26 protein-coding genes and 1 riboswitch are annotated in these 24,629 nt (G+C 69.0%); of the genes, 9 read left to right on the top strand and 17 right to left on the bottom strand.

Annotation, left to right across the window (positions count from 1 at the left end):
- The first annotated feature begins 1 nt into the window (after nt 1).
- The 4 genes from RMR04_RS25685 (at nt 2) to RMR04_RS25670 (ending at nt 4,305) form a co-directional block, all read left to right on the top strand.
- Nucleotides 2-2,167, top strand: coding sequence for a xanthine dehydrogenase family protein molybdopterin-binding subunit (locus tag RMR04_RS25685; protein ID WP_311911315.1), 2,166 nt, complete (start codon nt 2-4; stop codon nt 2,165-2,167).
- The gene (locus RMR04_RS25680; protein ID WP_311911313.1) at nt 2,167-2,787 is read left to right on the top strand and encodes an Isoquinoline 1-oxidoreductase subunit; all 621 of its coding nucleotides are present in this window, start codon (nt 2,167-2,169) and stop codon (nt 2,785-2,787) included. Before RMR04_RS25685 ends, RMR04_RS25680 begins: the two co-directional genes overlap by 1 nt.
- Before the next feature lie 144 nt (nt 2,788-2,931).
- The gene (locus RMR04_RS25675; RefSeq protein ID WP_311911312.1) at nt 2,932-3,639 is read left to right on the top strand and encodes a CoA transferase subunit A; all 708 of its coding nucleotides are present in this window, start codon (nt 2,932-2,934) and stop codon (nt 3,637-3,639) included.
- A 12-nt stretch (nt 3,640-3,651) separates the two neighbouring features.
- Nucleotides 3,652-4,305: a 3-oxoacid CoA-transferase subunit B gene (locus RMR04_RS25670; RefSeq protein ID WP_310159847.1), complete on the top strand. Its 654-nt coding sequence runs from the start codon at nt 3,652-3,654 to the stop codon at nt 4,303-4,305.
- A 146-nt stretch (nt 4,306-4,451) separates the two neighbouring features.
- Here the strand turns inward: RMR04_RS25670 and bluB are convergent, their stop codons facing one another.
- Genes bluB through cbiE form a run of 5 tightly spaced genes read right to left on the bottom strand, consistent with a single transcriptional unit; the run spans nt 4,452 to nt 8,782 of the window.
- Nucleotides 4,452-5,066 carry a 5,6-dimethylbenzimidazole synthase gene (bluB, locus tag RMR04_RS25665; protein WP_311911311.1) on the bottom strand — a complete coding sequence of 205 codons (615 nt, stop codon included), beginning with the start codon at nt 5,064-5,066 and terminating at the stop codon, nt 4,452-4,454.
- The gene (locus tag RMR04_RS25660; protein ID WP_311911310.1) at nt 5,063-6,382 is read right to left on the bottom strand and encodes a cobyrinate a,c-diamide synthase; all 1,320 of its coding nucleotides are present in this window, start codon (nt 6,380-6,382) and stop codon (nt 5,063-5,065) included. Before RMR04_RS25660 ends, bluB begins: the two co-directional genes overlap by 4 nt.
- Nucleotides 6,379-7,143, bottom strand: a complete 765-nt coding sequence (gene cobM, locus RMR04_RS25655) for a precorrin-4 C(11)-methyltransferase (RefSeq protein ID WP_311911308.1) — start codon at nt 7,141-7,143, stop codon at nt 6,379-6,381. The genes RMR04_RS25660 and cobM overlap by 4 nt, the downstream gene beginning before the upstream one ends.
- A complete protein-coding gene (locus RMR04_RS25650) occupies nt 7,140-7,529 on the bottom strand; it encodes a cobalamin biosynthesis protein (RefSeq protein ID WP_310158674.1) in 390 nt (129 codons plus the stop codon). The genes cobM and RMR04_RS25650 overlap by 4 nt, the downstream gene beginning before the upstream one ends.
- On the bottom strand, nt 7,526-8,782 hold the full coding sequence (cbiE, locus tag RMR04_RS25645; RefSeq protein ID WP_311911306.1) for a precorrin-6y C5,15-methyltransferase (decarboxylating) subunit CbiE: 1,257 nt from the start codon (nt 8,780-8,782) through the stop codon (nt 7,526-7,528). The genes RMR04_RS25650 and cbiE overlap by 4 nt, the downstream gene beginning before the upstream one ends.
- On the opposite strand from cbiE, the gene RMR04_RS25640 reads away from it, so the two are divergent.
- Entirely contained in the window at nt 8,781-9,545 is a 765-nt protein-coding gene (locus RMR04_RS25640) for a cobalt-precorrin-6A reductase (RefSeq protein ID WP_311911304.1), read from the top strand. The two genes, cbiE and RMR04_RS25640, sit on opposite strands and share 2 nt — an antisense overlap.
- Here the strand turns inward: RMR04_RS25640 and cobJ are convergent.
- From cobJ to RMR04_RS25595, 9 genes are read right to left on the bottom strand one after another with little or no spacing between them, the layout of a single operon-like run.
- Nucleotides 9,488-10,279 carry a precorrin-3B C(17)-methyltransferase gene (gene cobJ, locus RMR04_RS25635; RefSeq protein WP_311911302.1) on the bottom strand — a complete coding sequence of 264 codons (792 nt, stop codon included), beginning with the start codon at nt 10,277-10,279 and terminating at the stop codon, nt 9,488-9,490. The genes RMR04_RS25640 and cobJ overlap by 58 nt on opposite strands.
- Nucleotides 10,276-11,064 carry a precorrin-2 C(20)-methyltransferase gene (locus RMR04_RS25630; protein ID WP_410492155.1) on the bottom strand — a complete coding sequence of 263 codons (789 nt, stop codon included), beginning with the start codon at nt 11,062-11,064 and terminating at the stop codon, nt 10,276-10,278. Before RMR04_RS25630 ends, cobJ begins: the two co-directional genes overlap by 4 nt.
- Complete coding sequence (locus RMR04_RS25625) at nt 11,039-11,671, bottom strand: precorrin-8X methylmutase (protein WP_311911300.1); 633 nt, start codon at nt 11,669-11,671, stop codon at nt 11,039-11,041. The genes RMR04_RS25630 and RMR04_RS25625 overlap by 26 nt, the downstream gene beginning before the upstream one ends.
- Nucleotides 11,672-11,674: 3 nt before the next feature.
- On the bottom strand, nt 11,675-12,949 hold the full coding sequence (locus RMR04_RS25620; protein ID WP_311911298.1) for a nitrite reductase: 1,275 nt from the start codon (nt 12,947-12,949) through the stop codon (nt 11,675-11,677).
- Nucleotides 12,946-16,686, bottom strand: coding sequence for a cobaltochelatase subunit CobN (locus tag RMR04_RS25615; RefSeq protein WP_311911296.1), 3,741 nt, complete (start codon nt 16,684-16,686; stop codon nt 12,946-12,948). Before RMR04_RS25615 ends, RMR04_RS25620 begins: the two co-directional genes overlap by 4 nt.
- A gap of 7 nt (nt 16,687-16,693) precedes the next feature.
- A complete protein-coding gene (cobW, locus tag RMR04_RS25610) occupies nt 16,694-17,731 on the bottom strand; it encodes a cobalamin biosynthesis protein CobW (RefSeq protein ID WP_311911295.1) in 1,038 nt (345 codons plus the stop codon).
- Nucleotides 17,728-18,138, bottom strand: a complete 411-nt coding sequence (locus RMR04_RS25605) for a DUF1636 family protein (RefSeq protein WP_311911293.1) — start codon at nt 18,136-18,138, stop codon at nt 17,728-17,730. Before RMR04_RS25605 ends, cobW begins: the two co-directional genes overlap by 4 nt.
- A gap of 54 nt (nt 18,139-18,192) precedes the next feature.
- A complete protein-coding gene (locus tag RMR04_RS25600) occupies nt 18,193-18,951 on the bottom strand; it encodes a CbtA family protein (protein ID WP_311911292.1) in 759 nt (252 codons plus the stop codon).
- Between the two features lie 11 nt (nt 18,952-18,962).
- Complete coding sequence (locus tag RMR04_RS25595; protein WP_069689852.1) at nt 18,963-19,139, bottom strand: CbtB domain-containing protein; 177 nt, start codon at nt 19,137-19,139, stop codon at nt 18,963-18,965.
- Nucleotides 19,140-19,174: 35 nt separating this feature from the next.
- Nucleotides 19,175-19,361, bottom strand: a riboswitch (cobalamin riboswitch).
- A gap of 73 nt (nt 19,362-19,434) precedes the next feature.
- Here RMR04_RS25595 and cobU point away from each other — a divergent pair.
- Entirely contained in the window at nt 19,435-19,953 is a 519-nt protein-coding gene (gene cobU / locus RMR04_RS25590) for a bifunctional adenosylcobinamide kinase/adenosylcobinamide-phosphate guanylyltransferase (RefSeq protein WP_410492154.1), read from the top strand.
- Nucleotides 19,953-20,564 carry a cob(I)yrinic acid a,c-diamide adenosyltransferase gene (gene cobO / locus RMR04_RS25585; RefSeq protein WP_311911289.1) on the top strand — a complete coding sequence of 204 codons (612 nt, stop codon included), beginning with the start codon at nt 19,953-19,955 and terminating at the stop codon, nt 20,562-20,564. The genes cobU and cobO overlap by 1 nt, the downstream gene beginning before the upstream one ends.
- Before the next feature lie 5 nt (nt 20,565-20,569).
- On the opposite strand, the gene RMR04_RS25580 is transcribed toward cobO, so the two are convergent.
- From RMR04_RS25580 to cbiB, 3 genes are all read right to left on the bottom strand, one after another.
- On the bottom strand, nt 20,570-21,013 hold the full coding sequence (locus RMR04_RS25580; RefSeq protein ID WP_311911288.1) for a TA system VapC family ribonuclease toxin: 444 nt from the start codon (nt 21,011-21,013) through the stop codon (nt 20,570-20,572).
- Nucleotides 21,010-21,234 carry a CopG family transcriptional regulator gene (locus RMR04_RS25575; protein ID WP_311911286.1) on the bottom strand — a complete coding sequence of 75 codons (225 nt, stop codon included), beginning with the start codon at nt 21,232-21,234 and terminating at the stop codon, nt 21,010-21,012. The genes RMR04_RS25580 and RMR04_RS25575 overlap by 4 nt, the downstream gene beginning before the upstream one ends.
- Before the next feature lie 79 nt (nt 21,235-21,313).
- On the bottom strand, nt 21,314-22,294 hold the full coding sequence (gene cbiB, locus RMR04_RS25570) for an adenosylcobinamide-phosphate synthase CbiB (protein ID WP_311911285.1): 981 nt from the start codon (nt 22,292-22,294) through the stop codon (nt 21,314-21,316).
- 17 nt (nt 22,295-22,311) lie between these two features.
- On the opposite strand from cbiB, the gene cobD reads away from it, so the two are divergent.
- Both cobD and RMR04_RS25560 read left to right on the top strand, forming a co-directional pair.
- A complete protein-coding gene (gene cobD / locus RMR04_RS25565) occupies nt 22,312-23,328 on the top strand; it encodes a threonine-phosphate decarboxylase CobD (RefSeq protein WP_311911284.1) in 1,017 nt (338 codons plus the stop codon).
- A gap of 84 nt (nt 23,329-23,412) precedes the next feature.
- Nucleotides 23,413-24,384 (top strand): D-2-hydroxyacid dehydrogenase, encoded by a 972-nt coding sequence (locus RMR04_RS25560; RefSeq protein ID WP_311911283.1) that lies wholly within the window; start codon nt 23,413-23,415, stop codon nt 24,382-24,384.
- Nucleotides 24,385-24,629: the final 245 nt, after the last annotated feature.

Here is a 24,629-nt window from a genome sequence, read left to right as displayed (position 1 = left end):
CATGACCGCTCACGACATCAATCTCTCGCGTCGCGCGCTCCTCGCCGGGGCCGGCGCTCTCGTCATCGGGCTGCATCTGCCTGAGGTCGCCAGGGCGCAGTCCGCTCGCCCCGCGGGCGGCGCAGCCATCTTCGCGCCCAACGCCTTCGTCCGCGTCGCCGCCGATGACACGGTCACCGTCCTGATCAAGCATATCGAGTTCGGCCAGGGGCCGTTCACCGGCCTCACCACGCTCGTTGCCGAGGAGATGGACGCCGATTGGGGCCAGATGCGTGCCGAGCATGCGCCGGCCGACGTCAAGCTCTACGCCAACCTCCTCTTCGGCGTGCAGGGCACCGGCGGCTCCTCGGCCATCGCCAATTCCTTCGAGCAGATGCGCAAGGCCGGCGCGACGGCGCGCGCCATGCTGGTGCAGGCGGCGGCCGAGGCCTGGAAGGTCCCGGCTGGCGAGATCACCGTCGAGGCGGGCGTGCTCAAGCATGTTTCCGGCAAGCAGGGCCGCTTCGGTGAATTCGCCGGCGCCGCTTCCAAGCTGCCTGTGCCCGAGACCGTGGCGCTGAAGCAGCCGGCGAATTTCCGCCTGATCGGCAGGGAAGGCGCGGTCAAGCGCCTCGACAGCGCCGACAAGGCGCGCGGCAAGGCCCAGTTCACTATCGACATCCATACGCCGGGCATGCTGACGGTCGTCGTCGCCCGCCCGCCGCGCTTCGGGGGCAAGATGGCGAGCTTCGACGCCGCCGAGACGCTGAAGGTCAAGGGCGTGGTCGACGTCAAGCCGATCGGCTCCGGTGTCGCAGTCTATGCCACCGGCATGTGGCCCGCGATCAAGGGCCGCGAGGCGCTGAAGGTCACCTGGGACGAGAGCGCCGCGGAGAAGCGCGGCAGCCGCGAGCTCATCGCCGAATACCGGGCGCTGGCGCGCACGCCGGGCACCGTCGTCGGCAAGCATGGCGATGCCGAGGCCGTGCTCGCCAAGGCCGACACGGTGGTCGAGGCCGAGTTCGTCTTTCCCTATCTGGCGCATGCGCCGATGGAGCCGCTCGACGGTTATCTCGAATGGGACGGAACCCAGGCGCTCGCCCGCTTCGGCAGCCAGTTCCAGACGACCGAGCATGCGACCATCGCGGCCGTGCTGGGCTTGCCCCAGGACAAGGTCAGGCTCGAGACCATGCTGGCGGGCGGCTCCTTCGGCCGTCGCGCCCAGGTCAGCCAGCATCTGGCGGCCGAGCTCGCCATGGTCGCCAAGGCGATCGGCCCCAACCGTCCGGTCAAGCTGGTCTGGACGCGGGAGGACGATCTCACCGGCGGCTATTACCGCCCGCTCTTCCTGCACAAGCTGCGCGGAGCGGTGAAGGACGGCAAGATAACGGCCTGGACCGACAGCATCGTCGGCCAGTCCTTCTTCCTCGGCACGCCCTTCGAGGCGATGGTGGTGAAGAACGGCATCGATTCGACCATGATCGAGGGCGCCAACGAGCTGCCTTACGAGGTCGCCGATTTCGCTTGCGAGGTGCACACCGCCAAGGTCGGCGTGCCGACCTTGTGGTGGCGCTCGGTCGGCCACACCCACACCGCCTATGCGGTCGAGTGCTTCGTCGACGAATTGCTGCAGGCGGCAGGGCTGGATCCGGTCGCGGGCCGGCTTGCCATGATGGGCAAAGAGCCGCGCGCGATGGGCGTGCTCAAGGCCGTGGCCGAGCTCGCCAAATGGAACGGGCCCAACTCTGTCGAGGGCCGGGCGCGCGGCGTCGCGGTGGTCGAGAGCTTCGGCTCCTTCGTTGCCCAGATCGCCGAGGTCTCGCTCGGGAGCGATGGCGAGCCCAAGGTCCACAAGGTCTGGTGCGCGGTCGATTGCGGCGTCGCAGTCAATCCCGACGTCATCCGCGCCCAGATGGAGGGTGGCATCGGCTTCGGCATCGGTCATGCGCTCTATGGCGAGATCACGCTCGACGCCGGCAAGCCGGTGCAGACGAATTTCGACAGCTATCGCTCGCTGCGCATCCACGAGATGCCGGCGGTCGAGGTCATGATCATCGCCTCGACGGAGAAGCCGACCGGCGTCGGCGAGCCCAGCGTTCCGCCGATCGGGCCGGCGGTGGCCAATGCCTTGGCGCGGTTGGGTCAGGTCCGGCCCCGGCAATTGCCGATGGTTGGAGGAACGGTCTGATGCGGCCTCTCATCCTTGCGAGCGCCGCGGCGCTCGCGCTCGGCCTTGGCGGCACGGCGCTGACCTTCGCCCAATCCGCACCGCAGCGTGGTGGCGCTCCTCTGCAGGACGCCGCGAGCTTCTCGACCATTCCCAACCAGCAGGCGCGCTCGGCTGCGCTGTTTGGCGAGATCGGCAAGGTGCTGACGCATCCGCGCTGCATGAACTGCCATCCGGCGACCGAGCGCCCGCGCCAGACCGATGCGCGCCGCCTGCACCAGCCTTTGGTGGTGCGCGGCAAGGATGGCCACGGCGCGCCGGGCCTGGAATGCGCCACCTGCCACGGCAAGCAGAACTACGATCCCGCCCGCGTGCCCGGTGACGGGCACTGGGCGCTCGCTCCGGCCTCGATGGCCTGGGAGGGCAAGACGCTGGGCCAGATCTGCCTGCAGCTCAAGGATCAGAGCCGCAATGGCGGGCGCGACCTCGCGGCGATCGTCAAGCATGTCACCACCGACTCGCTGGTGCTCTGGGGCTGGAATCCGGGTCCCGGCCGCGAGCCGGCGCCAGGCAGCAGCGCCCAGTTCGGCGCGCTGATGCAGGCCTGGGCGGATAGCGGCGCGGCCTGCCCGGCGTCGTGAGGCTGGCAATGCGATGCAGACCCCCTTCCTTTTGGGAGGGGTCTGCGCGCCTTTAGTCTACCTCATGTTGCAACCGCCCCTCGCGCTCGGCTAGTGCTTGAGCCAAGCCCTCCGGCCAGTCATTCCAGCGGCAAAGGCAACGCGATGTCGAAGAAGGTTTTTCCTGACGCCAAGGCTGCTCTGGCCGGCGCCATCAAGGACGGCATGACCATCATGGCCGGAGGCTTCGGCCTTTGCGGCATTCCCGATCTCCTGATCGAGGCGGTGCGTGAGAGCGGCGCCAAGGAGCTGACCTTCATCTCCAATAATGCCGGCATCGACGGCGCGGGCCTCGGCATCCTGCTCGAGACCCGGCAGATCAAGAAGATGATCTCGTCTTATGTCGGCGAGAACAAGCTCTTCGCCCAGCAGTTCCTCGCCGGCGAGCTCGAGCTCGAATTCACCCCGCAGGGCACGCTGGCCGAGCGCATCCGCGCTGGCGGGGCGGGCATCCCGGCTTTCTTCACCAAGACCGGCGTCGGCACGCTGGTCGCGGAAGGCAAGGAGGAGCGGGTTTTCGACGGCGAGCGCTACATCATGGAGCGTGGCCTCTTCGCCGATATCTCGCTGGTCCATGCCTGGAAGGGCGATACCGAAGGCAATCTCGTCTACCGGAAGACGGCCCGCAACTTCAATCCGATGATGGCCTCGGCCTCGCGGCTGACCATCGCGCAGGTTGAGCATCTCGTGCCGGCGGGCGAGATCGATCCCGATCACATGCATACGCCGGGCATCTTCGTGAAGCGGATCGTCCACGTCACCAATGCGGCCAAGCGCATCGAGCAGCGCACCACCCGCAAGCGCGCGGCTTAAGGAGTTCAAGACATGCCCTGGACCCGTGAACAGATCGCAGCCCGCGCCGCCAAGGAACTCAAGGACGGCTATTACGTCAATCTCGGCATCGGCATTCCGACGCTGGTCTCGAACTACATCCCCGAGGGGGTCTCGGTTCAGCTCCAGTCCGAGAACGGCATGCTCGGCATGGGCCCTTTCCCCTATGAGGGCGACGAGGATCCCGACCTGATCAACGCCGGCAAGCAGACCATCACCGAACTGCCGACGACGAGCTATTTCTCCTCCGCCGATTCGTTCGGCATGATCCGCGGCGGCCATATCGACCTCTCGATCCTGGGGGCCATGCAGGTCGCCCAGAATGGCGACCTCGCCAACTGGATGATCCCCGGCAAGGTGGTGAAGGGCATGGGCGGCGCCATGGACCTCGTCGCCGGCGTCAAGAAGGTCGTCGTGGTGATGGAGCATGTCGCCAAGAACAAGGACGGCTCGGAATCGGCCAAGCTGCTCAAGGCCTGCGATCTGCCGCTGACCGGGGCTGGCGTGGTCGACATGGTGATCACCGATCTCGGCGTCTTCTCGATCGACGAGAATGGCGGCGGCATGAGCCTGATCGAACTGGCCGAGGGCGTCACGCTGGAGGAGATCACCAGCAAGACGGAAGCGGCGTTCAAGGTGGCGCTTTGAAGGGTGTCATCCCGTGCGCGCTGCGGCATGCAATGCCGCGGCGCAGACACGGGATCGCTTTCAGCAAGAAGCGCCTTCTCGTCGCGCGGTCCCGCATCTGCGCAGCAGCACTTCGTGCCGCAGCGCGTGCGGGATGACAGCGCCCTCTACCGCCCGCTCTCCCAGCCCGCCCGCACGAGCTCGGGCACATCGCTCTCCGCCTCCGGCCAGCCGATGCAGAGCCAGGCGATCAGCTTCCACTCCGGCGGCGCGCTGAGCGCCTCGCGCACGGCGTCGGGCTCCAGGATCGAGACCCAGCCGACGCCCACGCCCGCGACCCGCGCCGCGAGCCAGAACTGCGTGATCGCGGCCACGACGGAATAATCCAGCATCTCGGGCATGGTCCGTCGCCCAAGCCCATGGCCCTGTTGGGTGCCATGGTCGCAGAACACCGCGATCTGCTCCGGCGCCTCGCGCATGCCTTCGAGCTTGAGGCTGGCATAGAGCCGCGCTCGCTCGCCCTCATAGTCACCGAGCGCATCGGCATTGCAGCGCTGGAAGCTGTTCCGCGCCGTCTCGCGCTGCGCCTCCTCGCGCACCCTGACCCAGCGCCAGGGCTGGGAATGGCCGACCGAGGGCGAAAGCTCGGCCTGCGCCAGGAGCCTGTCGATGAGCCCGTCGGGCAGCGGCTCGCGCCGGAAGCGCCGGACATCGCGCCGCCATGCCAGGAGCGCGGCGAATTGCTGCGCGAAACCTGCATCGAAGACCGGCGACGCGCTCACGGCGCCAACGCGATCGCGTGGAAGAACGAGCCGGTGACATGGCCGCGCCGGCTGCCGGCGGGGGCGGGCGCCGAGCCATGCGGATCGGTGACCATGGCGAAGGGTGCATCGTCTCCAGCCGCGGCGATCGTGGCGTAGTGGAATTCATGGCCCGTGAGCGCCTGGCCGGCTTGCCCGAGCGGGCCGTCGGCCTGGAGGACGGCGCGGCGGTAGCCCAGATTCATCTTGCGCCTGGCGAAGCTGGTCTCGACGCCGAGCAGCCCGGCCATGGCGTGAGCGACGCCCTCGGCATCGATCAAGGAGCGCCCCAGCACCATATAGCCGCCGCACTCGCCATGGACCGGTCGCGTCCGCGCGAAGCCGCGCAGACCGTCGAGGAAGCGCGCTGCGCCCGCGATCCGGCCCGCATGCAGTTCGGGATAGCCGCCCGGCAGCCAGCAGGCGTCGCAATCCTCGGGCGGCGGCTCGTCGGCGAGTGGCGAGAACGGCACGAGTTGGGCTCCAGCCGCGCGCCAGCCGGCCTCGACATGCGGGTAGACGAAGCTGAAGGCGGCGTCGCGTGCAAGGGCGATGCGCCGACCCGGCGCTGGCAGGGCAGGGGCGGGCGCGAGCGGCGCGGCGATCGTCGTCGTCCCCGCGGCTGCGAGCACGGCATCGAGATCGACTGCAGCCGCGATAGCGTCCGCCAGCGCATCGAGCCGGGCGAACAGATCTTCGGTTTCGCCGGCCTGCACCAATCCGAGATGCCGCTCGGGCAGGATCAGGCTGGCCTCGCGCGGCAGGGCGCCAAGCACGGGCAGGCCGATGCGCGCCATGCCCTGGCCCACGAGCCGTTGGTGGCGTTCGCTGGCGACCTTGTTGAGGATGACGCCGGCAATGCTGATGCGCGGATCGTAATGCATGCAACCGAGCGCGATTGCGGCGGCCGATTGCGCCTGGCCGGAGACGTCGATGACGAGCACGACCGGCCAGCCCATCAATGCTGCGATGTCGGCGCTGGCGCCAGTGTGGCCAACCTCGCCCGGCACGCCGTCGAACAGGCCCATCGAGCCTTCCGCGATGACGATGTCGGCCTGGCCAGCCGCATCCTGCGCGATCTGGTGCAGCAATGCGTCGGGCATGGCGTAGGAATCGAGATTGGCGCTGGGCGCTCCGGTCGCGGCGGCATGGAAGGCCGGATCGATATAGTCCGGTCCGCATTTCAGCCCGCGCACGATCAGCCCGCGCCGCACCAGCGCGCGCTGCAGGCCGAGCGTGATCGTGGTCTTGCCCGAGCCGGAGCGCGGCGCGGCGATGATCAGGCCACGCGCGGTCATTGTCCCCCTCCTGGCCGAAACCGCCGGTCGTACCCGGTCGAGTAAAGCGCGCTCTCGCCGAAATCCTCCGCGCCCAAAGCCGGCCCGACCAGGATCAGCGCGGTGCGCTCCAGCCCCGAGGATCGCACCGCCTCCGCGATCGTCGCCAGCGTCCCGCGCAGCACGCGTTCATCGGGCCAGGACGCCCGGAACACGATCGCGACAGGACACGCGGCGCCGTAGAAGGGCGTGAGCTCCGCCACCACCTGATCGATCACATGGATCGAGAGATGGATCGCCAGCGTCGCGCCCGATGCCGCGAACGTCGCGAGTTTTTCCCGCTCGGGCATCGCCGAGGCGCGGCCCGAGGTGCGGGTGAGAACCAGCGACTGCGCGACGCCCGGCAGCGTCAATTCGCGCTTCAGGCTCGCGGCGGCAGCGGCGAAGGCCGGCACGCCCGGCGTCACGCTATAGGGGATGGCGAGCGCATCGAGCCGCCGCATCTGCTCTCCGCAGGCACTCCAGATCGAGAGATCGCCCGAATGCAGCCGGGCCACATCTTGCCCGGCAAGGTGGGCGCCTTGCATCTCCGCGATGATGGCGTCGAGGTCGAGCGGGGCGGTGTCGATGATGCGGGCACCCTTCGGACACCAGTCGAGCATCGCCCTGGGGATCAGTGAGCCGGCATAGAGGCAGACCGGGCAGGCCGCGATCAGGTCGCGTCCGCGCAAGGTGATGAGATCGGGCGCGCCGGGGCCGGCGCCGATGAAATGTACGGTCATGAGGCGCTCCTCGCCAGGGCGCAGGTGACGCGTGCTGTGGCGATGCGCGATTGCACCAGGACGCCGCCGGGACCCGCGGCGGCGAGCGCGGCGGCCTCCGCCACCGAGCCGACGCCATAGAGCGAGGCGATCCGCGTGGAGCGTGTCGCACAGGCCGCCTCGAATCCTTTCAGCGCCTCGTCGGGAATGGCGACGAGCTCGGCATTGCGTTCCTTCGCCAGGGCCAGCAGCCCCGGCTCGGCGCTGCGCGCGGCGAGCGTCGCGAAACGCGGGACAAGCTCTCCGGCGAGGCCTGCAGTCGCCAGCGTCTGGTCGATACAGGCGCGGATGTCGTCCTCGCTTGTACCGGCACGTAGGCCCAACCCCGCGACGAGACGGCCGCTCAAGGCTTCTCGACCCGCCATTGCGTCACCGGCATGGCCGGACGCCAGCCATGCTTGCTGCCAACCGGCGCCAGCCGATCGATCGAAATGCGCCGCAGCGAGCCGCCATGTTGCGCGTGCAGCGCAGCGAGTTTCGCCTCGCCCTCGATCGTCACGACATTGGCGACGAGGCGTCCGCCCGGCTTCAGCGCGGCCCAGGCGGCCTCGAACAGGCCATCGACCGTCAGGCCGCCGCCGATGAACACGGCATCGGGCGCTTCGCGCCCGGCGAAGCCCGCAGGCGCCTCGCCGACGACCTCAACCGAGAGGCCGCCGAGTTCGACCTTGTTGCGTGCGATCCGGTGCGCGCGCTCGGGCCTGGCCTCGAAGGCGACGGCTTGGTTGCGGAGATGGCGCTGGCACCATTCGACCGCGATGGAGCCCGAGCCCGCGCCGACATCCCAGAGCAGCTCGCCGCCACGGGGGGCGAGTGCCGACAGGGTGATCGCGCGGATCTCCGATTTGGTGATCTGCCCGTCATGGGCGAACCAATCCTCGTCCAGCCCCGGTGCGAGCGGCAGGATGCGCGAGTCACGTCCGGCCGCGACATCGACCGCGATGATGTTCAGCGGCACGATATCGTCGAAGGCGAAGCTATCGGCGCGCGTCTCGCGCACGCGCTCCTGCGGCCCTCCGAGCGATTCCATCACGACAATGCGACTGCCGCCGAGGCCGCGCGCGGTCATCAGTTCGGCGACGGCGCGCGGGGTGCTCTCGTCCCAGGACAGGGCTAGGATATGCGCGCCCGGCTGGAGATGCGGCACGATGCGGTAGAGCGTGCGGCCATGCAGCGAGACCAGCGCGCACTCCTCCTGCGGCCAGCGCATCCGGGTGCAGGCCATCGCGAAGGAGGAGATCTGCGGGATGATCCGCATTTCCTGCGCGGGAATCGCACGGCTCAAGCTATTGCCGATGCCGTAATGGAACGGGTCGCTGGTCGCGAGAACGCAGACCTTGCGGCCGCGCTCGGCCAGGATCTGCGGCAGAGCGTTGCGGAAGGGCTGCGGCCAGGGGCGCAGCTCGCCCGGCACCGACCCGACCAGCGCGATATGGCGCTCGCCGCCGAAGACGATCTCGGCCTCGTCGAGAGCGGACTTCGCCTCCGGGCCGAGACCGGCCGGGCCGTCCTCGCCAAGCCCGATCAGCGCCAGCCAAGGGGAGGGCGCAGCCTCGCTGCCGCTCGACAGCCCATCGTTTTCAAGCGAAACTAGTACCATGACCGTGCTCATTCTTGGTGGAACCAGCGAAGCGGCGGCGCTTGATCAGCATCTGGCTGAACAGGCCCCCGATATTCGCGCCATCATCTCCTTGGCCGGCCATACAGTCGACCCCCGCCCGTCGAACCTGCCGGTTCGGGTCGGGGGCTTCGGCGGCATCGAGGGCCTGCGCGACTATCTGCGCGAGGAGGGCATCATCGCCGTCATCGATGCGACGCATCCCTTTGCCGCGATCATGCCCTTCAACGCCGAGCACGCCTGCAAGGCCGAGGGCGTGCCGCTGCTCGCCATCCGCCGCAAGCCCTGGATACGGTGCCCTGGCGATCGCTGGCGCTCCGTGCTCGATATGCAGGGCGCGGTCGAGGCGCTGGGGGACGAGCCGAAGCGCGTCTTCCTGACTGTCGGCCGCCTCGAACTTCCGGCCTTCGCCGACGCGCCGCGCCATCGCTATCTGGTCCGCGTCATCGAGCCGATCGGCGACCGCCTGCCGCTGCACGACGTCACCGTGATCCAGCAGCGCGGGCCTTTCCACGCCGATGACGAGGAGGATCTGATGCGCCGCGAGGGTGTCGAGATCCTCGTCAGCAAGAATTCGGGCGGCGATGCCACAGCCGGCAAGCTCGTCGCCGCGCGCCGGCTCGGCTTGCCGGTGATCATGGTCGAGCGGCCGCCGAAGCCCGATGTCGAGGCTGTCGAGCATATCGATCAGGTCCTGCCCTGGCTGGTGGCGCAGGGACTCTTCGTCACCGAACGCGGCGTATAGACGATCGCGGCCTGGCCCGGCCGTTCGATCAACCGCGTCGAGGACGCGCCGATCATCACCAGGGTTGCCATGTCGGCGGAAGCCGCAGCCGCGACAGCCTGCGATAGCGGCAGCACGCGCAGATTCTCATCCGGCCGGCCGACGGCGCGGGCGAAGATCACCGGCGTCTCCGCCGGGCGGTGCCGCGCCGCCAATTCGAGCGCGGCGCCGAGCTGCCAGGGCCGCGCCTTCGAGATCGGGTTGTAGAGTGCGATCACGAAATCGGCCTCCAGCACGGCTGCGAGCCGCACAGTCACGACCTCCCAGGGCTTGAGATTGTCGGAGAGCGAGATCGCGCAGAAATCGCCGCCGAGCGGCGCGCCGGCCTTGGCTGCTGCCGCCAGCATCGCCGTGATGCCGGGCTCGACCGTGATCGTCAGCGCCCGCCAGGCGAGATCGCCCGCCTCGAGCGCCTCGAACACGGCTGCTGCCATCGCGAAGACGCCGGGATCGCCGCCCGAGACGACCGCGACGGTCCGGCCTTCAGCCGCCAGCCGCAAGGCATGCTCGGCCCGCGCGATCTCGACGCGGTTGTCGGAGCCGTGCTTGGTCCTCCCTGCGCGCGCCGGAATCCGGTCGAGATAGGGGCCGTAGCCGACAAGGTCGCTGGCGGCATCGAGCGCCGCCTGCGCCGCGGGCGTCAGCCAATGCGCCTCACCGGGGCCCAAGCCTACGATGGTGAGCGAGCCGCTCACAGCCGCCGTCCTTCGCCCGGCACCAGCACCATCGAGAAATAGGGCGCTTCGTCATCGGGTTTGTCGCCGAGCTTCAGCACGACCTGTTCGGCCATGGTGGCGCGCTCGACATAGATCGCGCGGTGGATCAGCCCCGCCGTTTTCAGCGCCCGGCGCACCTTCGGCAGGTTGCGGCCGAGCTTCATGATCACGGCGGCGTCGGTGTCGACCAGCCGGCGCGTCAGTTCCGCTTCCGGGAGCGTGCCCGGCAGCACGGTCATGATGTCGTCGCCCCAGGTGATCGGCGCTCCGGCCCGCGTCCAGGCCCCGGCCATTCCGGTGACGCCGGGCACCACCTCGGTCGGGAAGCGATGGGCGAGGCGTCGCCACAGATGCATGAAGGAGCCGTAGAAGAACGGGTCGCCGTCGCAGAGCACGGCGACGCTCCGCCCAGCCTCCATCTCCGCCGCGAGCTGGGCGGCTGCTTCCTCGTAGAAGGCCGCGATCGGCTCGTCATAGCCGGCGTCGCCGACTGCGGCTTCGATCGTCACCGGGAAGGCGAGCGCGATCTCGCGCGCCGCATCGGGCGGGACGATGGCGTCGGCCGTGACGCGGGCATTGCCGCGCCGGCCGCGCTTGCAGAAATGCACCAGCCGGTCAGCTTTGAGGATGATGTCGCGGGCGCGCAGGGTCATGTAGTTGGGGTCGCCGGGACCGAGGCCGACGCCGAACAGCAGAGTCGTTCCAGCAGCAGATTTCGCCGGTTCTGATGTCACCGGCTCATTCCTTCTCTTGTGCCAGCGCATTGACGGCTGCCGCCGCCATCGCCGAGCCGCCGCGCCGTCCATGCACGACGAGGAAGGGCATGCGGCCATCCCCGGCCAAGGCCTGCTTCGATTCCGCCGCGCCGACGAAGCCGACCGGAATGCCGATCACGGCGGCAGGTTTCGGCGCGCCGGCATCGAGCATTTCCAGCAGCCGGAACAGCGAGGTCGGCGCATTGCCGATCACCACCAGTGCCCCGGCAAGCTGTGGCCGCCACAATTCCATGGCAGCGGCCGAGCGCGTCGTGCCCAACTCGGCGGCGAGACCGGGCGTGCGCGGATCGTCGAGCGTGCAAACCACCTCGTTTCGCGCCGGCAGGCGGGCTCGCGTCACGCCATTGGCGACCATCTTGGCGTCGCAGAGAATCGGTGCGCCGGCCCGCAACGCCGCCTCGGCTGCGCGCGTGAAGCCCTCGGACATCTCGACGTCATCGGGCAGGTCGGTCATGCCGCAGGCATGGATCATCCGCACCACAACGCGCGCGGCGGAGCCGGAAAAGCGCGAGAGATCGGCCTCCGCCCGGATGATCGAGAAGGAGCGCTCATAGATCGCGGCTCCGTCCTGGATATAGTCGTAACGCGTGCTCAAACTCTAATGTCCCGAAGCCGCCGCACTCAGGCGGGCGAAAAGATCCTGTCCCGGCTGCAGACGCCGCAGGATGTCGCAAAGGTCAAGCGTCGCGACGGGCTGATCGCGCGTCGTGCCGTGGAGAACCACGTCATAACGCCCCTCCCGGCCGACCAAGGTGAGGTCGGAGGCGCCCGGATGGGCGCAGGATTTGGCGCAGGCGGAGACATGCAGGCTCAGGCCCCGGGCCAAGAGCGGCGCGGCCGCCTCCGCGAGCCGCGCGGCGTCGCTCATGGCCTCGGTTTCGGCCCGCAGGCAGGCGGGCTTGCCGGCGCAGGCCTGGACCGAGAGGCGCGGATCCTCGTCTTGCGTGATCAGGCCCAAGCCGTCGGCCTCGCCGAGCCAGGCCCGCGCCGAGGCTTCGTCCAGGCCGAGGCAAGCGAGTCCACGCCAGGGCGAGAGGCGTAAAGTGCGCGTGCCTTGCGCCTCGGCGGCGCGGCCGAGTGCCTCCAGCGTGGCGGCGTCGCAGCGGCCGAAGGGCAGGGCGGCGATGGCGGCGAAGCGGCCGGTGCCGAGCGCGAACAGGCCGGCGCGGCGGGGTGCAAAGCGAGGTGATGGCGCATCGGTTTCGGGCAGGTCGCAGAGAGCAGCGAGCGTCTCGGGCGACAGATCACGCAGGCGGCGGATCGTCTGCGGCGCCTGTGCATGATGTCCGGCGAAGCGATGCAGCATCGTCTCGACGGCCTCAACCGTATCCGCAACGGCGATCGGCCCGCGCCATGAGCCGTCAGGCAGGCCGATGATGATGCGGTCGACCGCGCTCGCCACAAGCCGCAGATCGCAGGCGAACGCGTCGAGCGAGAGCGTGCCTCCGCCATCGACGATGATCAGGAATTTCGCCGGCAGGCCGGAAATGAGCCGCCCGCGCGTTTCGATTGCGCCCGCCAGCGCTGCGGCATTGATCAGCTCGCCCTCTCCCGCCAGCGGCGAGATCAGCGTCAGGCGCTGCGGACCGTCGCCGTCATGCTCGTCGACGAGGTGTTCGCCCAGCAGCACTGCGACCAGCGCCGGGTGGCTCTGAGCCGTCACCCCGCGCAGCTGCATGTTGCCGCGTGCGGAAATCTCAATCAGCCCGTTGCCATGCTCGCGCGCCAGGGCGGCGATGCGAATGAGCTGCGTGGGCGTCAGCACGGCTCCGGGCGGATGCAGCCGCACCAGCCAGCCATCACCTGTCTCCATCGGCTTCAGCGTACTCGGGCACCAGCCGCGCCGCAGCGTGTCCGGAGAGGGCGCGCTCATTCCGCGGCCTTCCAGTGAACGCTGGTCGTAATCTTAGGCGCGGGAACCCCTCCCCCTTGTGGGGAGGGGTAGGGGGCGAACGACTGGGTCAATCCCTCACCAAGCGGAGCGCCCCCCATCCCCACCCCTTCCCCACCAGGGGGAAGGGGGGAGCTTGGCTCGGCCGGCGTCACAGTGCCGTCCGCCCGCGCCAGAAAGGCCGCGACCGAATTGCGCCGGCTCGTCCACAGGCCGCGCCGCTCGGCATCGCTCAGCCGGGCGCGGATGGCGTTGGCGGCGGGAGCATTTGCCGCTTCCAGCGCGCTCCAGATCGTCGGATCGGCGCAATAGGCCTGGAAGACGGCGTCGAACAGCCCATCCGCGACGGCATCCGTGCTTGCCGCGAAAACGAAAAGCGTATCGACGGCCTCGGCCAGTTCCGCTGCACCGCGCCAGCCATGGGCGAGCTGCGCCGCAATCCAGCGCGGATGCGTCAAGCGGCCATGGACGATGCGGGCGATGTCCTCAGTCAGCGTGCGCGCCTTCGGTGCCTCGGGTTTGGATGAATCGAGGCTGTAGAGCGCGGGATTGGCGCCGAGTGATTTGGCCGCCGCCGCAAGCCCGCCGATGACGTCGGCCGCGCTCGAGGCTTCCAAGATGTCGCGCCCGGCCGTGTCGCTGACATGGATGAAGGCCTGCGCCTCCCTGATGCGTTCCGCGAACCCCGCATCGGCTGTCGCTGCGCCCTCTGCCCCGCCATAGGCATGGCTGGAGGCGGCGAGATAGGCTTCGGCGAGCTCGTCGCGCATCGTCCAGTCGCCGTCGAGGGCGCGGTCGGCCATCGCCGCGCCATAGCGGCCGGGCGCTGCTCCGAAGATGCGCGCGCCTGCTTCACCTCGGCGCTGCGCGGCGGCTGGCTCGTTCCACTCGTCGGGCTCGTCGAGGGCCGCAATCGCGCGGGCCGCCGCATCGAGCAGGGCGATCTGGCCGGGAAACGTGTCGCGGAAGGCGCCGGAGATGCGGATCGTCACGTCGAGGCGCGGATGCGTCAGCTTCGGCTGAGGGATGATCGAAAACCCCGTCACCCGTGTCGAGGCGTGATCCCAGAGCGGCTCGACGCCCATCAGGGCGAGCGCATGCGCGATATCCTCGCCGCCCGAACGCAGTGTCGGCGAGGCCCAGAGATCCATCACGATCCGGCGCGGATGGTCGCCATGCTCCTGCAGATGGCGCGCAATCACGGCCTGCGCGGCGAGGCCGCCCAGTCTCGCTGCAGCGCGTGTCGGGATCGCGCGCGGGTCCAGCGTCGAGAGGTTGCGCCCGGTCGGCAGCACATCGGGCCGGCCGCGATGCGGCGAGCCGGCAGGCCCGGGGGGCACGAAGCGGCCATCGAGCGCGCGCAGCAGGTTTGTCCGCTCGGCGTCAGAGGAGGCGGGATCGTGCGCGGCTTGTCCGAAAATGTGCAGCCCGTCGCGGAAGGGCAATTCGGCGATATCGCAGAGCTGCGCGTCGAGCCGGGTCAGCGCCTCGCTCATCTCCATGGCGGGCGTGACGCCGCAGCTCTCGCTGAGCCCGCTGGCTTCAGCGCGCTCACGGATCTCGCGGGCGACGATCTCAGCCCGGCGCGGGTCCATCACTTGCGCCTGCGAGAACTCCTCGACGAGGTCGCGCAGCAGTGCGACTTCGCCGCCGGCCCCGGTCTCGGCGAGTTCAGGCGGCAGATGGCCGAGCGTGATCGCCGACAACCGGCGCTTGGCGGGCGCGGCTTCGCCGGGATCATCGACCACATAAGGATAGATCACCGGCACGCCCTGGGTGATCAGGCGCGGCCAGCAGGAGGGCGAGAGCGCGACCGCCTTGCCCGGCAGCCACTCCATGGTGCCATGCGTGCCGAGATGGATCAGCGCGTCGATGCGCAGGGTCTCGCGCAAGCCGAGATAGAAGGCGAGATAGGCATGTCCCGGCGGGGCGTCGGGATCGTGATAGCGCGCCTTGCGGTCGGGCGTGGCATCGCGCGGCGGCTGCAATGCGATGGTGAGATGGCCGGCCTGGATGGTGCGGAAGCGGAAGGCGTCGCCGTCGGGTTCTGGCTCGCCATGGGCGGCGAGAAGTGCGTCGCGGGCGGTAACGGGGATGCCGTCGAGCCAGGCGCGATAGGCCGGGAGCGAGACGGTGAAATCGGCAGGGCCGGTGGTGAGCGCTGCCATGAGCTCAGGCCCATCCTCACCATGACGGCTAGCGGCATCGTACCCGGCTCCCGCCAGCAGCTCCGAGATCGCAGCCACGCTGGCGGGCGTGTCGAGCCCGACCGCGAAGCCGGCCCGGCCACCGCGCGCGGGATAGTCCGACATCACCAGCGCGAGCTTGCGCTCGGCTACTGGCTTGGCCGCGAGCGCGATCCAGCCGGCGGCGAGATCGGCCAGTGCCGCGATGCCTTCGGGATCGGGCAGGAGGCGGCGGATGACGAGGCCGGTCGCGGCATCCGTCACATCCGCCTTGAACGCGACGGGGATGGCTCCAAGCCTGCCGTCGAATTCGGGCAGCGCCACCTGCATTGCGAGATCGACGGCCGACAAACCGCGCGGCGAGGCATTCCAGGCCTCGCGCGCGCTGCCGACGGGTACGGCCTGCAGCACCGGGCAAGCGGCGGCGTCGAGCACGAAATCGCCGCCCTCGCGAGCCGAGAAGGCGGTGGTGGTGGCGATCAGCGCGGGCTTGCGCAGGGCGATCAGCGCCGCGAGTTCCGCCGTAACAGTGGGGTCCTTCAGGCTGGTGAGCGCCAGGATCAGCGGGGCGTGGCCGCGGGCGGCGAGAGCCGCGGAGATCGCCTCGGCCATAGCCGTGTCGCCGGCGCTGACACCCGAGCGATAGACCAGGATGGCGACGAGCGGAGCGTCAGTGGGGAGGGCGGCGAGCGCCTCGCGCCAGGGGACGGGCGTTGCACCCGCGCCGAGCGCGAAGAGCGAGGGGAGCGGAAGCGGTGCGAGCTCGGAAGCATATCGCCTTCCCTCATCCGCCTGCCGGCACCTTCTCCCCATCAAAGTCGGCTGTTGCCGACTTTGACACTCAGGGTTGCCCATCTCGGGCAAGCCCGAGATGGGAGGGGAGAAGGGCGAAGCCGCCGCCTCATCCTTCTCCCCCATCAAAGTCGGCTGTTGCCGACTTTGGCACTTAGAATTGCCCATCTCAGGCAAGCCCGAGATGGGTGGGAGAAGGTGGCCCGGCGCAGCCGGGTCGGATGAGGGAAGGGAGGCGCCGAGATAATCCCCGATCCGCCCCAGCAACCGCCGCATGTTCTCAGCGCCGCCACCGGCGTGGAAATAGCCGAACAATTCGGCCGTGAACTCCGCCGGCACGGTGCTGTGTTCCGCCAATCGCGCATCCGGTCGGTCGTCACCCGGCAGTACGGCAAGCGCGATGCCTTCGCGCCGGCAAGCCTCGGTCAGCTGCTCGACGCCGTAGCGCCAATAGTCCAGCCCGCCGAGGCAGCGCACCAGCACGAAACGGCTCTGTGCCGCCGTCTTCGCAACCAGCAGGTCGACGGAAAGCGGGTGCTTGAGCCGCCTGAGCGAGGCGAGCCGGACATCGAACCCGCTCGCTCCGGCAGTCATGCCGACAGCCGTGCCGGCAGCCACGGCAATCGCCGAGAGATCGCTGTCGGCATAGGACAGCACCAGCACATCTCCCGGCGGCAAGGCGAGGTCGACGGCGTCTTCGCCGTCGTCGAGCCTGATCTCGCTGGTCGGGAGGAGGTGCATGGCGCGTTCAGCCCGCGAGCGCGGCCTCCACGGCGGTGCGGTCGAAGCCCTTGAGGCCGATCACGACGAGCCGGCCGTCGCGCGCTTCGTCCGCGCCCCAGGCCCGGTCGAAATGATGGCTGACGCGGCGGCCGACGCCCTGCACGACGAGGCGCATCGGCTTGCCCGGCACGGCGGTGAAGCCCTTCAGCCGGAGCACGCCCTCGGCCTCGGCGGCCTTGCCCATGCGGGCCGAGAGGGTTTCCGGCGAGAGGCCGGCCGGCAGCGGCAGCGAGACCGAGTCGAAATCGTCATGGTCATGGTCCTCGCCCTCGCCGTGATGCGAGGGGCGCGCTGCGAGATCGCTCTCGGCGGCGGCGTTCAACCCCACGATCAACGCCGGCTCGACCTTGCCATGCGAGGTCTCGACGATCTTGATCGCCTTTGGCAGGTGCTCCCTGATTTCGGCGATGACGCGGGCCCTGGCTTCTGCGTCGACGAGATCGCTCTTGTTGAGCAGGATCAGGTCGGCACAGAGGATCTGGTCCTCGAAGACCTCCTCCAGCGGGTTGTCGTGCTCGACCGATGCATCCTGCGCAGCTTGAGCGGCCGTCGCCTCGGGATCGTCGGCGAACTGGCCCTCGGCCACAGCCGGCCCGTCGACTACCGCGATGACGCCATCGACCGTGACGCGCGAGCGGATCGCCGGCCAGTTGAAGGCCGTCACCAGCGGCTTCGGCAGAGCCAAACCCGAGGTCTCGATCAGGATGTGCTCGGGCGGGTTCGGCCGGTTCAGCAGCTTTTCCAGCGCCGGCACGAAATCGTCGGCGACGGTGCAGCAGATGCAGCCATTGGGCAGCTCCACCACATCCGCTTCCGTGCAGCCTTCGATGCCGCAGCCGGCGAGGAAGGAGCCGTCGAAGCCGAGATCGCCGAATTCGTTGACGAGCACGGCGAGGCGCTTGCCCCCGGCGTTCTCGAGCAGATGGCGCACCAGCGTGGTTTTTCCGGCGCCCAGGAAGCCGGTGATGATGGTGCAGGGCACTTTGGCCAGGGAGGCAGTCATGATGTCGATCCTTGTTCGCGCAGGCCTGGTTCGCGCGGTACGAGTGGCGGCACGCGCGCGACCACGCCCTTGCGGAAGGGGATGGGTCGCTCTTTCCAGGGAATGATGCCGTTGGCGCTGGCGGCATAGCTCTCCGCCGCGCCGACGATATCGTCGAGATGGGTCTCGGCGTCGAGATCGCCGACGAGATAGGTCCATTTGCCGTTCGCCGCGAAGGCGACCGTGCAAGGGCGCTTGCAGACGGCGAGGCATTCGACCGCCTCGACGGTGATTCCGGCCTTGCCGGCAAGCCGCTCGCCGAGCGCGGCGGCGAGGCCGAGCCCCGGCTGGTCGTAGCCTTCGGCGAGATCCTCGCGCACGCGCCGGCAGACGGTGCAGACATGAATGGTGAGATCGGCCTCGGGCATGCAAACGCCTCCGTGTTCGAGATGCGCGCTCCCTTGGGAGGAGCGCGCGAGGCGTCAGGCCTTGGCCGCGCGGCGCGTCGCCAAAGCCTTGCGTGTCATCCTTGGCCAGATCATGCCGACGGCGAGGCCGGTGGCGAGCCAGAGCGCGGCCTGGATCGAGAGCGACAGCGCGGTGAAATGCGCGGCGATCTCGGCTGGAACCTTGCTCTCCGGCGCGGCCGGATGCGGCGCGCCGATCAGATGCGGCACGAGCATGGCGAGCACCGCCAGGGCCCTGAGCCAGCCGGCTTCCATGCGCAGGAAGACGAAGAGCCCGCCAGCCGTGACCAGCGCCGTCGCGACCCACCAGATCTGACGAGGCAAGAGTTCGGCCGCCGCGCTGCCGGGCAATTCCGGCGCGAGACCCGCCGCCGGGACGAGGCCGAAGGCGAGGAAGCCGCAGACCGCCCAGGCGAGCGCGCGCCTGTCGTCGATCGTCTCATTCGCCGCGATCATGCCGCTGAGCAGCAGTGCCGCGAAGCCGATCGCGGTCGCGACCGTGACCAGCGTGGTGAAGGCGGTGCGCTGCAAGCCGTCCTGTGGCTTCCATTCGGCATGGTCATGGCCGGCGGCATCGCCGGCGGGACCATGGGCGAGGATGATGCGGGCCTCGCCGCCGAAAGACGCGAAGGACGGCGCCGCGGCGCGCATCGCCGCTTCATAGGTTTCCGCCTTGAGGATCAGCGGCGTGGTGGTGACGTGCTGGAGCGCGGCGATGACGAGCCCAGCCAGAAGCCCGGCCAGGAGACTGACCGTGAGAACGCGATTGACCATGTTCGATCCCCTCAGTGGCAGGGGAAGGCGAGTGTGTGGCGCGTGTCGTGGGCGGCGTTGTGGACGCTGCTCGAATGCGCGAAGCCGACCGTGAAGATCAGCACGCTGCCGAGCAGCAGGGCGGCCAGTGCGGCCTTGGCGCGTTCGGAAACGCCGGCCGAAGTCGAAAGCGAAGCGGAGGTGTTCATCGTGTTTCTCCTGGCCGCCCCGCCGGCGGCCTGTTGGATTGCGGAACGACGACGGCAGGTCTCCTGGCTCACGGATCTCGACGTCCTGAGCCGCCTTCCCGGGATCGCTCCCAGTGGCCGATGGCGCAGAACTCACCGCTTACAGTTGCGGGGGCAGCCGCGGTATCGCACCGCGTTCCCTTTTCACCCCGTTGCCGGGGCACCGTCGGGGATGATCATTAGCCATGTGGGCGGTGCTGTGCAATGCACTGCGCCGTCATTCGCAATGACGGCTATTTCGGTAGAGGTTCCGGCTGTGGCGACGATCCTTCCCCATCTCACCCTCGTTCTCGGCGGTGCGCGCTCGGGCAAGAGCCGCCATGCCGAGGCGCTGATCGAGGCGCTGCCGGCGCCCTGGAGCTATATCGCGACTGCCCAGGCCTTTGACGACGAGATGCGCGCGCGCATCGCCGAGCATCGGGCGGGGCGCTCCGGCAACTGGCTCACGGTCGATGCGCCGCTCGCCTTGCCCGAGGCGATCCGCGCCGTGCCGGCGGGGCGGCCGATCCTGGTCGATTGCCTGACCTTGTGGCTGACCAATCTGATCCTGGCGGAGCGGGATACGGTGTCCGCGGGCGCCGAGCTCATCGCCGCCTGTGCTGAAGCCTCCGGCCGCGTCGTGCTGGTTTCGAACGAGGTCGGGCTCGGCATCGTACCCGACAATGCCCTGGCGCGGCGCTTCCGCGACGAGGCCGGCCGCCTGCACCAGAACCTTGCGGCTGAGGCCCGGCACGTGGTCTTCATGGTCGCCGGACTGGCGATGCAGGTGAAATGATGACGATCGACGCTGATGAGGCCGCCCGCCACAAGGCCAAGATGGAGAAGCGCAAGGCGGTGCAGGACGCCGAGGTTGCGGGCAAGACGATCGAGAAGGGCCTGCTGATCGTCAACACCGGGCCGGGCAAGGGCAAATCGACGGCTGCTTTCGGGCTGATCCTGCGCGCGCTCGGCCATGGCTGGCGCGTCGGGGTGGTGCAGTTCATCAAGGGCGCCTGGGCGACAGGCGAGCGCAAGGCGCTCGATGCCTTCGGCGATCAGATCACCTGGCACAGCATGGGCGAAGGCTTCACCTGGGAGACGCAGGACAAGGCCCGCGACATCGCAGCCGCCGGGCGCGCCTTCGAGAAGGCGAAGGAATTGATGGCCGACGAGACGATCCGCCTGATCGTGTTGGACGAGCTCAATATCGCGCTGCGCTACGATTACCTGCCATTGGACGAGGTGGTTGCGACGCTCGCCGCCCGTCGGGACGACCTCCACATCGTCGTCACCGGCCGCAACGCTAAGCCGGAGTTGATCGCGGCTGCCGATCTGGTGACGGAAATGACGCTGGTGAAGCACCATTTCGCCGCCGGCGTGAAGGCGCAGGCGGGGATCGAGTTCTGAGGGGATCAGACTGTCGGGATGAGGTGGTGCGCAGCAGCGCCGCCGTGGACGGAATTCGTGGTCAACCGAGCGTCGAAGGTGGCGAGCTTTCCACCCTTCGAGACTGCGAGCGCCAGCAGATAGGTGTCCGTGACCTGCAGCGAATGAAGCAGTTGACCGAGATCGACTACGGCAGGGTTGAGCAGGCTGATTTCGTCCGCCCAGAAGACATGGCCGGGAGCCGCCCGCAATTCGCCGAGGATTCTCGCGACACCAGCGGGCGATGATTGGGCGAGTGGAAATGGATAGCGCGGATTGCCGAGAATACGGATAACGCCGTTCTCTACGATCGGGCAGGTTGCCCAGGAGTGGCGGCCCGTCGATGAGAACCAGTCATGGGCTGCGGAATAGTGGTCGTGTGCTGGATCAATCAGTGCGATCAGAACATTGACGTCGAGCAGATAGGTCACGGTTCCTCATCGCGAAGCGCGTTGACCAGTTCCATGGTGACGACCACTCCGGGGCGGCGAGGCAACTGCGGAATGCCATTGCGATAGGTGATCTCCGTCCCGGCCGGCAATGACCGTCGCGCGAGCTCGGAAATCACCTCGCCGACCGTACGGTTCTGCTCCAGCGCCAGCTTCTCGGCTGCTCGCACGACATCCTCATCGATCGTGACATGCGTACCCATCACGGGCTCCTGCGGGCTATCCGATACCCGGTACTATAGCGCTTTTGCCGCGCTGGCGTAAGCCGATCACCGGCTCCGGTCAGACCGCAACGGCCAACGCCACGCCCGCCGCCGCCAGCGCCCACAGCATCAGGCAGGCCCCGCGATAGAGCCTGAGCGCCCGCCTGATATCGGCGGCTGTCGCCTCGGCGCGGCCGTTCCCCATCCAGCCATCCTCGACGCGAGTCTCGCCATAAATGCGCGGTCCGGCAAGGCGCAGGCCGAGCGCCCCGGCCATCGCCGCTTCCGGCCAGCCGGCATTGGGCGAGCGGTGGCGATAGGCGTCGCGCCGCACGGCCTTCCAGGCCCCAGTCGCAGCGGCCTCCCGGTCGAGGGCCGCGGCTGCGACCAGCAACAGCGCGGTGAGCCGCGAGGCTGGGAGGTTGACGAGGTCGTCAAGTCTCGCCGCCGCCCAGCCGAAGGCGAGATGGCGCGGCGTCTTGTGGCCGATCATCGAATCGGCGGTGTTGATCGCCTTGTAGAGTGCGCAGCCCGGCAGCCCGGCGAGGCCGAGCCAGAAGGCGGGGGCGACGACGCCGTCGGAGAAATTCTCGGCGAGGCTCTCGATCGCGGCGCGCGAGACGCCGGCCTCGTCGAGGCTTTCAGGATTGCGGCCCACGATCATCGCAACCGCCTTGCGCCCCTCGGAGAGCCCGCCTTGCTCCAACCCTTCGGCGACATCAGCGACATGTTGGTAGAGGCTGCGCTGTGCCAGCAGGGTCGAGGCCAGAATCGCCAGCGGCAGCAGGCCGAGCGGCCCGAGCGCGAGGCAAAGTCGGGCCGCGGTCGAGGCGAAGGCGATGGTCGTGCAGAGCAGGATGACGAGCGCGGCGAGCCCGGCAGCCTTGCGTGCCGCATAAGAGGCGGTCTCGCGGTTCAGGCTGTCGTCGAGCGCCGCGATCAGCGCGCCAAGCCAGGTGACGGGATGGCCGATCCGCGCATACAAGCCCTGGGGATAGCCGAGCGCGGCCTCGATCACGAGCGCGGCGAGCAGCAGAAGCAAGGTGTCGGGCGGGCTCATGCGAGGCGGGATCAATCGTGATTGAGGGCGAAATCTGGCATGGCGGCGATCTGGCGACGGCGCAAGCGCTGTTTCCCGATGCCCCGGCCCCTTGGGTCGATCTCTCGACCGGGATCAATCCCCTGCCTTATCCGCTTCCGTCGCTGCCGGCTGCGCTCTGGCAGCGCCTGCCCGGGGCTACCGAGGAGGCGGCGCTGCTGGCCGCGGCGCGTGCGGCCTATCGCGTGCCCGAAAGCGCCGGCATCGTCGCGGCACCCGGCACGCAGATCCTGATCGATTTGCTGCCGCGTCTCGTGGCGGCCGGTCCGGTCGCGGTGTTGGGGCCGACCTATGCCGAGCATGCCCAGGCCTGGGCCAAGGCTGGAGCGGAGGTGCGCCCCGTCACCGATCCGGATCAAGCGGGCGAGGCGCGTAGCATCGTGCTGGTCAACCCGAACAATCCTGATGGCCGGGTCGTGTCGCGGCAAGGGCTCGCGGCCATGGCGGCCCGATGCGCCGCGCGCGGCGGCCTGCTCGTCGTCGACGAGGCTTTTGCCGATTTCACGCCGGAGGTCAGCATTCTGCCCGAGCTGCCGCCGGCGACATTGGTGCTCCGCTCCTTCGGCAAGACGTATGGGCTGGCGGGCCTGCGCCTGGGCTTCGCGATCTGCGATCCGGCGCTGACCAGCGCCCTACGCGCGGCGATGGGGCCCTGGGCGGTGGCCGGGCCGGCGCTGCATATCGGAGCGACGGCGCTGGCCGATTCCCTCTGGCTCGCGCAAGCCGGAGCCGCTCGCGCTGCCGATGCCGCCCGGCTCGACGCGCTGCTCGCGCCGCATGGCAGGATCGTCGGCGGCACGGCGCTGTTCAGGCTGCTCGAAACCGGTGGCGCGCCGGCGCTGTTTGCTCATCTTGGCCGGCATGGCCTTTATCTGCGCCGTTTCCAGAACAATGTGCGCTGGCTGCGATTCGGCCTGCCCGGGCAGGCCTCGGAATGGACCAGGCTCGAGGCGGCGCTTGCGGGCTTTGCGACCTCCGGCCCCGGTCCAGCGTGAAGCTTGCATGCGCTGACCGCCGGGACAGCGCGCCGCTCTCCCGATAACCTGACCACGTCTTTTGACTGTCGAGGAACGAGACGAATGCCCCTGCTGCCGCCTGACAATGAGCTGACGATCGGTTTTTCCCACGCCGCCTATCAATTGCAGGCCGAGTTTGCGACGCGCGGCCACGCCGCCCGGAGTTTTTCGGCGAACTCGCTCGACGAGCTCAAAGCGCGCTCGGGCGAGGCCGATGTCCTCGTCGTCTCCGGCCTCTGGCGCAACGAATTGATCGCCGCGTCGCCCAAGCTGCGCTTTATCCAGTCGGTCAGCGCCGGCACCGACCAATTCGACAAACCGGCCCTGGCTGCCGCCGGCATCCGCCTCGCCAGCGCGCAAGGGGTGAATGAGCGCGCCGTCGCCGAGCACGCCATGGCGCTGGTCCTGGCCCTGACCCGCCAGATCCATCTCGCCCGCGACAACCAGACGGCCAAGCATTGGCGTCCGATGATCGGCGACCGCGCCAGGCGCGAGGACGAGCTTGGCGGCAAAACCATGGTCATCGTCGGGCTCGGCCGCATCGGCCTGCGCCTGGCCGCGCTCGCCTCGGCTTTCGGCATCCGCGTCATCGGCGTGCGCCGCCAGCCGGAGCCGCAGCCGCATATCGAGGCGATCGTCCGGCCCGACCAGTTGCACGAGGTCATGGCGCAGGCCGACATCGTCGCGCTGACCTGCCCGCTGACGGCGGAGACCGAAGGGCTGATCGGCGTCCAGGCGCTCGCGGCGATGAAGCCCACGGCCGTCCTCATCAATGTCGCACGCGGCAAGGTGGTGGATGAGGCCGCGCTGCTCGCCGCGCTGAGCGAGGGCCGGCTGGCCGGCGCCGGGCTCGACTGCTTCCATGACGAGCCGCTGCCGCCATCCTCGCCTTTCTGGAGCCTGCCGCAGGTCGTCATCACGCCTCACAGCGCCGGCGAGACGCGGGCCTATGAGGGCAATGTCGTCGACACCCTGCTCGACAATCTCGGCCGGTTGGCGCGGGGCGAGACGACGTTGCGCAACCAGGTCGTCTGAGCGCGCCACTGCTGCTGGCCCGCTGAAGCAGGCTGCGCTCAGGTGGAATCATAGCGCGGGTCATCCCGGACAAGCGGCTTTAGCCGCGCCGATCCGGGATCCATTCCGGAGCGCTGATTGGTGAGGCTCAGGAATGGATCCCGGGTCTACGCTTCGCTACGCCCGGGATGACCAAGCTGTTTCAACCTCAATGCGAAAAATCTGGACGGCATGCCGGGCGTTCGACTCGCGGGCCGTCGCGCGGC

This window comes from Bosea sp. 685 (assembly GCF_031884435.1).
Classification (GTDB): domain Bacteria; phylum Pseudomonadota; class Alphaproteobacteria; order Rhizobiales; family Beijerinckiaceae; genus Allobosea.
This window is presented reverse-complemented; position numbering and strand designations above follow the sequence as displayed.